Origin of the sequence: Streptomyces sp. NPDC059456 (genome assembly GCF_042750055.1) — a bacterium.
Lineage (GTDB): Bacteria > Actinomycetota > Actinomycetes > Streptomycetales > Streptomycetaceae > Streptomyces.
This window is the reverse complement of record NZ_JBHYVA010000173.1, coordinates 5,431-13,307: the sequence shown is the minus strand read 5'-3', so window position 1 is coordinate 13,307 and position 7,877 is coordinate 5,431. Positions and strand designations below refer to the sequence as shown.

4 protein-coding genes are annotated in these 7,877 nt (G+C 74.0%); all 4 read left to right on the top strand.

Annotated features, from left to right (window positions below; all coding sequences use genetic code 11):
• Nucleotides 1-2,311 (top strand): ATP/GTP-binding protein (locus ACFXA3_RS17435; RefSeq protein WP_385187648.1); only part of this gene is annotated, 2,311 nt, incomplete at its 5' end.
• A gap of 125 nt (nt 2,312-2,436) precedes the next feature.
• Nucleotides 2,437-4,017 carry a PucR family transcriptional regulator gene (locus ACFXA3_RS17430; RefSeq protein WP_385187646.1) on the top strand — a complete coding sequence of 527 codons (1,581 nt, stop codon included), beginning with the start codon at nt 2,437-2,439 and terminating at the stop codon, nt 4,015-4,017.
• A 137-nt stretch (nt 4,018-4,154) separates the two neighbouring features.
• Entirely contained in the window at nt 4,155-5,600 is a 1,446-nt protein-coding gene (locus tag ACFXA3_RS17425) for an aldehyde dehydrogenase family protein (protein ID WP_385187644.1), read from the top strand.
• A 153-nt stretch (nt 5,601-5,753) separates the two neighbouring features.
• A complete protein-coding gene (locus ACFXA3_RS17420) occupies nt 5,754-7,697 on the top strand; it encodes an acyl-CoA dehydrogenase family protein (protein WP_385187642.1) in 1,944 nt (647 codons plus the stop codon).
• Nucleotides 7,698-7,877: the final 180 nt, after the last annotated feature.

Below are 7,877 nucleotides of genomic sequence, written 5' to 3'. Positions count from 1 at the left end.
CGTCCCGCGGCCCGCCGGGCCGCCGCCCGGCCTCCCGCCGAAGCCCGCCCACGCCCCCGCCGGGACCGGCCCCTCCCTCGCCGACTGGCTGCGCACCCCGCGCACCTCCGACGGCCCCGGCGTCTGGACGTACGGCCACACCCCCCGCGCCGCGGAGGAGCCGCAGGTCGCCGCCGTGCGGACCCTGCTCAGCGGCGCCGTCATCTCGCTGCTCGCCTGCATGCTGGTCTGGTCGCTCCTGCGGAACGGGTACATCCCCTACTGGCGCGTTCCGCCGCGCCTGTTCACGCCGAACGACTGGTGGCCGCCTCTGGGCGGAGAGCCCTTGCTCGGCTCCGCCGGCGACGTCACCATGCGGCTGTACGAGCTGCTGGTCGTTGCCGGCCTGTTCATCGGCTTCGGCCGACTGGGCAACTGGGGGGAGGCGTGGCGGCGCCTCGTGGTGGCGCGGGGCGGGGTGGTCCAGGCGGTGTCCGCAGCCATCGGCGGCCTGCTCGCCTTCTGGCTCCTCTCGCAGCACGCGGTACCCCTGCGGCAGTTCGTCTACGCCCTGCTGCCGCTGGAGGGTGCGGGGAGAGAACGTACCGCCTCACTCGTACGCGGTGCGGACATCGCGGTCTACGCGGTCGTCATCCTGCTCTTCGTCTGGATCGCAGTGCGCCGTCACCCCGGCGTCGCCCGCGAGAACAGCCGTCCTCCGGGCTCCGTGGAGTCGCCCGCGATCGTGGCCGGCGGGCCCGATGATCCGGTTACGTGGCCGCAGGTGCGGGGGGCCGGGCTTGGGGAGGTTGCCGACCGGCTGGAAGGGGAAGCCGGGTCCGGGCGGATGAACGACGTGGACTACGCGCGGATCCGGCGCGCCTGGGAGTCCGTACGGGCCGAGCCCTCCCGCGCCGCCGCCTTCGCCGACTCCGTGCGCGACAAGGGCGCGGGCGCCTGCGTCCACCCCTCCGGGGCCCGGGACCTGCCCGTGCGGGCGGCCCGGCACGACCTGCTCGCCCGGCAGGTGCTGCTCGGCACGGTCGAGGACGGCGAGCGCAACCCGTACGGCCGGCGCGGCACCCGCCTCGCCCTCGACCCGGGCGTGCTCGGCACCTCCCTGCTCGCCGTTGGCCCCTCCGGTGCGGGCAAGACCCGGCAGCTGGTGCGGCCCGTCGTCGAATCGCTCGCCCTCCAGGCGCTGGCCGGACAGGCCGCCGTCATCGCCGTCGCCTCGGCCGGCAGCCAACTCGGCCCGGACGCCGCCTACGACGTCGTGGTCCGCGTCGGCGACCCCGAGTCCGTCTACGACCTCGACCTCTACGGCGGCACCACCGACGCCGACGAGGCGGCCACCCTGCTCGCCGAAGCCTTCGTCGGCGATGTCCCCGGCCTGGAGGTGCGGCGCGCCGCGACCGCCCTCGCCCAGCTGCTCGGCCCGTTCCGGACGGCGTACGGCCGCTTCCCGGCGGTGCCCGAGCTGCGCGAGCTGCTCGACCAGGTGCCCGAGGCGCTCGGCGGGCTGCGCACCGAGCTCGAAGACGCCGGGCAGCACGTGATGCTCCGCGAACTCGACGCCCGGACCCGGCAGTACGGCGCCCCCGGCGATCCGGGACCGGCCCTCGCCGACCGGGTGGCCCTGCTCGACCGCCCGGCGTTCGCCGGCTTCTTCGACACCACCGGGCAGGGCCGGCCCTTCTCGCTGCGGGCCCTGGAGCATCCGCTGCGCGTGCGCATCGACCTGCCCGAGCGCGGCCACGCCGACGCCTCCCGCATCCTGGCCCGGCTGCTGCTCGCCCAGTTCAACGCCTCCGCCGCGGCCCGCACCGACCGCTCCCTGTTCGCGTTCCTCGCCTTCGACGACGCCTCGCACACCCTGACCCCGCAGACCGTGCGCGGCCTGCAGCGGCTGCGCTCGGCCAACGCCGGCGTCCTGCTGACGCTGCGCACCCTGGACGACGTACCGGAGGCGCTGCGCACCCCGCTGCTCGGGGCGGTCGGCTGCCGGATGGCCTTCTCCGGGGTCACCACCTGGGACGGCAAGCGCTTCGCCGAGGCCTGGGGCACCGAGTGGGTGGAGACGCGGGACGTCACCCACCGCACCGTCTTCGCCGACCAGCCGCTCACCCGGGCCATCCACGCCTTCCGCAAGCTGGTCACCGGCAAGGCCGTGACCACGGACGCGGTCACCGTGCGGCAGGTGGAGCGGGAGCGGTGGTCGGCCTCCGAGCTGGCGCACGCCGTGCCGCCCGGGTACGCGGTGCTCTCGCTGACCTCCGTCCGCGGTGAGCGGGCGGCTCCGCTGCTGGTCCGGCTGGCCGCGGCGGGCTGAGCCGACCCGTACGAGGTGGCAGAATCGAGGGGAGTCGTTCATACGACAAGGCGAAATTCCCCGCCGCGTCGCTCCGCTCCCCTTCGCTTCCCCTCTCTCCTCTTCTCTAAGGCCTCTGGAACCCTATGCCGCTCACCCTCGCCTCGCTCGTCCAGCACTCGGCGCTCAAACTCAGCGTCCGGGCGGGGGAGGGCCGCCTCGACACCCCCGTGCGCTGGGCCCACGTCAGCGAGCTCGCCGACCCCGTCCCCTACATGGAGGGCGGGGAGCTGCTCCTGATCACCGCCATGAAGGTGGACGCCGAGGACCCGCAGGAGATGCGCCGCTACGTGCGCCGCCTCGCCGCGGCCGGGGTCGTCGGCATCGGCTTCGCGGTCGGCGTGAACTACGAGGCGGTTCCGCAGGCGCTGGTGGACGCCGCGCGGGCCGAGGACCTGCCGCTGCTGGAGGTGCCGCGCCGCACCCCGTTCCTCGCGATCAGCAAGGCCGTCTCCGCGGCGCTGGCCGCGGACCAGTACCGCGCGGTGACCGCCGGCTTCGAGGCGCAGCGGGAGCTGACCCGGGCCGCACTGTCCGCCGACGGCCCCGCCGAGCTGCTGGCGAAGCTGGCGGCGCACGTGCACGGCTGGGCGGCCCTGTACGACACCTCGGGCGCGGTGGTCGCGGCCGCCCCGGAATGGGCCGCGCGGCGGGCCGCCCGGCTGACCCCCGACGTGGAGCGGCTGCGGGAGCGCCCGGCGCCGGCGAGCGCCGTGGTGGGCGGCTCGGAGGACCGGGTCGAGCTCCAGTCGCTGGGGACGGGCCGGCGGGCCCGCGGTGCGCTCGCCGTCGGCACGGGGGCCCCGCTGGGCACCGCCGAACGGTACGCCGTGCACTCGGCGGTGGCGTTGCTGACCCTGACCACGGAACGGTCGAGGTCGCTGCACGACGCCGAGTCCCGGCTGGGCGCGGCGGTGCTGCGGATGCTGCTGGACGGCGAGGCCGAGCACGCCCGGGCGGTGGCCGGGGACCTGTACGGGGCGCTGCTGGAGGCGCCGTTCCGGCTGGTGGTGGCCGAGCCGGCGCTGCCGGGGACCGCACAGCCCGAGGGCCTCGCGCTGCTGGCCGACGCGGTGGAGTCGGCGGCCGCCCGGGCCGGGGAGGCGCTGCTGGTGGTGCCGGAGCCGGGCCGGCTGGTGGTGCTGGCGGCCGACGGCGGCGCGGCGGTGCAGGCCTGCGCGGACCACGCGGAGGCGCTGGAGTCGCGGCGCGGGCGGGACTCGACGGGGCCGGAGCCGGACGAACTGGTCGTCGGCCTGTCCGCTCCGGCGGCGCCCGCGGCGGTGGCGGCGGCGTTCAAGCAGGCCGACCAGGCGCTGGCGGTGGCCCGCAGGCGGGGCCGGCCGATGGTGGAGCACGAGGACCTGGCGGCCGGGTCGGTGCTCCCGCTGCTGGCGGACGACGCGGTACGGGCCTTCGCGGACGGCACGCTGCAGGCGCTGCGCGAGCACGACGAGAAGGGCCGCGGCGATCTGGTGGCCTCCCTGCAGGCCTGGCTGTCGCGGCACGGGCAGTGGGACGCGGCGGCGGCCGACCTGGGGGTCCACCGGCACACCCTGCGCTACCGGATGCGCAGGGTGGAGGAGATCCTGGGCCGCTCCCTGGACGACCCGGACGTGCGCATGGAGCTGTGGCTCGCCCTGAAGGCCAGCCCGCCCGCGGCATAGCGGCGCGGCCGCGACACTGACAAAGCGGCGCGCCCGGTGCCCGGCATGCTCCACCCCGGATAAACGCCGAAACCCGGACGGAGTCCTACGGTGGAGGGGACAAGGACCCCGCACACATCCGAAGGGCCGGGATTCGCATGACTTCCACCCACGCCTTCTGGCTCGCCGGCCGCCAGGCCACCGGCGAGGACAGCTTCGACGTCCACTCCCCGTGGGACGGCCGACTGGTCGCTGCCGTCAGCGTGCCCACCGACGCCCAGGTCGAAGAGGCCGTGGCCGCGGCGTACGCCGTGACGGCCGAGTTCTCCGCGACTCCCGCCCACGTCCGTGCCGCCGCCCTGGACCACGTGTCCAAGCGGCTCGTCGAGCGCACCGAGGAGATCGCCCAGCTGATCTCCGCCGAGAACGGCAAGCCCATCAAGTGGGCCCGCGGTGAGGTCGGCCGTGCGGTGTCCGTGTTCCGGTTCGCCGCCGAAGAGGCCCGCCGCTTCAACGGCGGAGACGCCCAGCGCCTCGACACCGACGCCGGCGGCGTCGGCCGTCTCGCCCTGACCCGCCGCTTCGTCAAGGGCCCGGTCCTCGGCATCGCGCCGTTCAACTTCCCGCTGAACCTGTGCGCCCACAAGGTGGCCCCCGCCATCGCCGTCGGCGCGCCGATCATCCTGAAGCCGGCCCCGGCCACCCCGCTCTCCGGCCTGATCCTGGGTGAGCTGCTCGCCGAGACCGACCTCCCGGCCGGTTCCTGGTCGGTCCTGCCGGTCGCCAACGACAAGATGCCGGCCCTGGTGAAGGACGAGCGCCTGCCCGTCATCTCCTTCACCGGCTCCGACAAGGTCGGCTACGCCATCCAGCAGTCGGTGCCCCACAAGCACTGCACCCTGGAACTCGGCGGCAACGCCGCGGCCGTCGTCTTGGACGACTGGTCCTCCGAGGCCGACCTCGACTGGGCCGCGACCCGTATCGCGACGTTCTCGAACTACCAGGCCGGCCAGTCCTGCATCTCCGTGCAGCGCGTGATCGCCGACGCCTCCGTCTACGACCGCCTCGTCGAGAAGGTCGTCGCGAAGGTCCAGGCCCAGGTCACCGGCGACCCGAACGACGACGCCACCGACGTCGGCCCCCTGGTCTCCGAGGACGCCGCCAAGCGCGTCGAGTCCTGGGTCGACGAGGCCGTTTCCGCCGGGGCCAAGCTGCTCACCGGCGGCAAGCGCGAGGGCGCCTCGTACGAGCCGACCGTCCTCGCGGACCTGCCCGAGGGCGTCACCATCGCCGTCGAGGAGGTCTTCGGACCGGTCCTCACCCTGCACAAGGTCGAGAACACCGACGAGGCCTTCGCCGCCGTCAACGACTCGAAGTTCGGCCTGCAGACCGGCGTCTTCACCCGGAACATCCAGACCGCGTTCCGCGCCCACCGCGAGCTCGAGGTCGGCGGTGTGATCGTCGGCGACGCGCCGTCCTACCGCGCCGACCAGATGCCGTACGGCGGCGTGAAGCAGTCGGGTGTCGGCCGTGAGGGTGTCCGCTATGCGATGGACGACTACACGTACGAGCGAGTCCTGGTCCTGACCGGCCTCGACATCTGATTCGCGTACGGCCAAAAAGCCGACGGCCGGAGCCTACTGTGCGGGGGCTCCGGCCGTCCCCCTTTTCCCGCGGGCACGGATTGGGTACGACTCACAGGTAGCACCGGCCAGTAGGCCGGTACCACCGACTCCGGCGGCGAGGTGAGCCCCCTCATGTCCGCAACACAGCCCGCACAGCCCAAGGTGACCGAGCGCGAGGCACGGCAGGTCGCGGAAGCGGCCCGGGAACAGGACTGGCGCAAGCCCAGCTTCGCCAAGGAACTCTTCCTGGGGCACTTCCGGCTCGACCTGATCCACCCGCACCCGATGCCGGCGGACGAGGACGTCCGGCGCGGAGAGGCCTTCCTGGCCCGGCTGCGGGCCTTCTGCGAGACCGAGATCGACGGCGCGCGCATCGAACGCGAGGCGCGGATCCCCGACGAGACCGTGCGCGGGCTCAAGGAGCTCGGCGCCCTCGGCATGAAGATCGACCCCAAGTACGGCGGCCTGGGCCTCACCCAGGTGTACTACAACAAGGCGCTGGCCCTCGTCGGGTCCGTCAGCCCCGCCATCGGCGCCCTGCTCTCCGCGCACCAGTCCATCGGCGTCCCGCAGCCGCTGAAGATGTTCGGCACGCAGGAGCAGAAGGAAACCTTCCTGCCGCGCTGCGCGACCACCGCCATCAGCGCCTTCCTGCTCACCGAGCCGGACGTCGGCTCCGACCCGGCACGCCTGGCGACCACCGCCGTCCCCGACGGCGACGACGCCTACGTCCTCGACGGAGTGAAGCTCTGGACCACCAACGGGGTCGTCGCGGACCTGCTCGTGGTGATGGCCCGCGTGCCGAAGTCGGAGAACCACCGCGGCGGGATCACCGCCTTCGTCGTCGAGGCCGACTCGCCCGGGATCACCGTCGAGCACCGCAACGCCTTCATGGGCTTGCGCGGCCTGGAGAACGGCGTCACCCGTTTCCACCGGGTCAGGGTCCCCGCCTCGCAGCGCATCGGTGCCGAGGGCGCCGGCCTGAAGATCGCGCTGACCACCCTGAACACCGGACGCCTGTCGCTGCCCGCCATGTGCGTCGGCGCCGGGAAGTGGTGCCTGAAGATCGCCCGCGAATGGTCCGGGGTCCGCGAGCAGTGGGGCCGCCCGGTCGCCCGGCACGAGGCGGTCGGCGCCAAGATCTCCTTCATCGCCGCCACCACCTTCGCCCTCGAAGCGGTCGTCGACCTCGCCTCCCAGATGGCCGACGAGGACCGCAACGACATCCGCATCGAGGCCGCCCTCGCCAAGCTCTACGGCAGCGAGATGGCCTGCCTGATGGCCGACGAGCTCGTCCAGATCCGCGGCGGCCGCGGCTTCGAGACCGCCGAGTCCCTCGCCGCCCGCGGCGAGCGCGCCGTCCCCGCCGAGCAGATGCTCCGCGACCTGCGCATCAACCGGATCTTCGAGGGCTCCACCGAGATCATGCACCTGCTGATCGCGCGCGAGGCCGTCGACGCCCACCTGTCCGTCGCCGGCGACCTCATCGACCCCGAGAAGGCACTCGGCGACAAGGCGAAGGCCGGCGCCCGAGCCGCCGGGTTCTACGCCCGCTGGCTGCCCAAGCTCGCCACCGGCCCCGGCCACGTCCCCGGCACGTACCGTGCGTTCCACCCGGGCGGCCACCCCGACCTCTCCGGCCACCTGCGCTACGTCGAGCGCAGCGCCCGCAAACTCGCCCGGTCCACCTTCTACGCCATGTCCCGCTGGCAGGGCCGGATGGAGACCAAGCAGGGCTTCCTCGGCCGGATCGTCGACATTGGAGCCGAGCTCTTCGCGATGAGCGCGGCCTGCGTCCGCGCCGAGCACCTGCGCGCCTCCGGGGAACACGGCCGCGAGGCCTACCAGCTGGCCGACGCCTTCTGCCGGCAGTCCCGGATCCGCGTCGAGGAGCTCTTCGGCCGGCTCTGGTCCAACACCGACGACCTGGACCGCAAGGTCGTCGCCGGCGTGCTCTCCGGCACGTACACCTGGCTGGAGGAAGGCGTGCTCGACCCCTCCGGCGACGGCCCCTGGATCGCGGACGCCACCCCCGGCCCGTCAACCCGGAAGAACGTCCACCGCCCCATCCGCTGACCTGCGATCATCGCCGGGTGCCCGTCAGGCGTACGACACTGGCGACAGGAACCCGGGGAAGCGGATGCATGTGAACGTGGACAGGGAGAGCCGACGGCTCGCCTGGTGGGGGGGGGGGCGTGTGCGCGCCCCCCCCGGCGCCCGGGGGGGGGGCGCGCGCCGGCGCGGGGGCCGGGCGCC

Bases quoted from the DNA above. Each gene is read 5' to 3' on its own strand.
- ACFXA3_RS17420 (WP_385187642.1), top strand. From the start codon at position 5,754: ATGTCCGCAACACAGCCCGCACAGCCCAAGGTGACCGAGCGCGAGGCA.
- ACFXA3_RS17425 (WP_385187644.1), top strand. From the start codon at position 4,155: ATGACTTCCACCCACGCCTTCTGGCTCGCCGGCCGCCAGGCCACCGGC.
- ACFXA3_RS17430 (WP_385187646.1), top strand. From the start codon at position 2,437: ATGCCGCTCACCCTCGCCTCGCTCGTCCAGCACTCGGCGCTCAAACTC.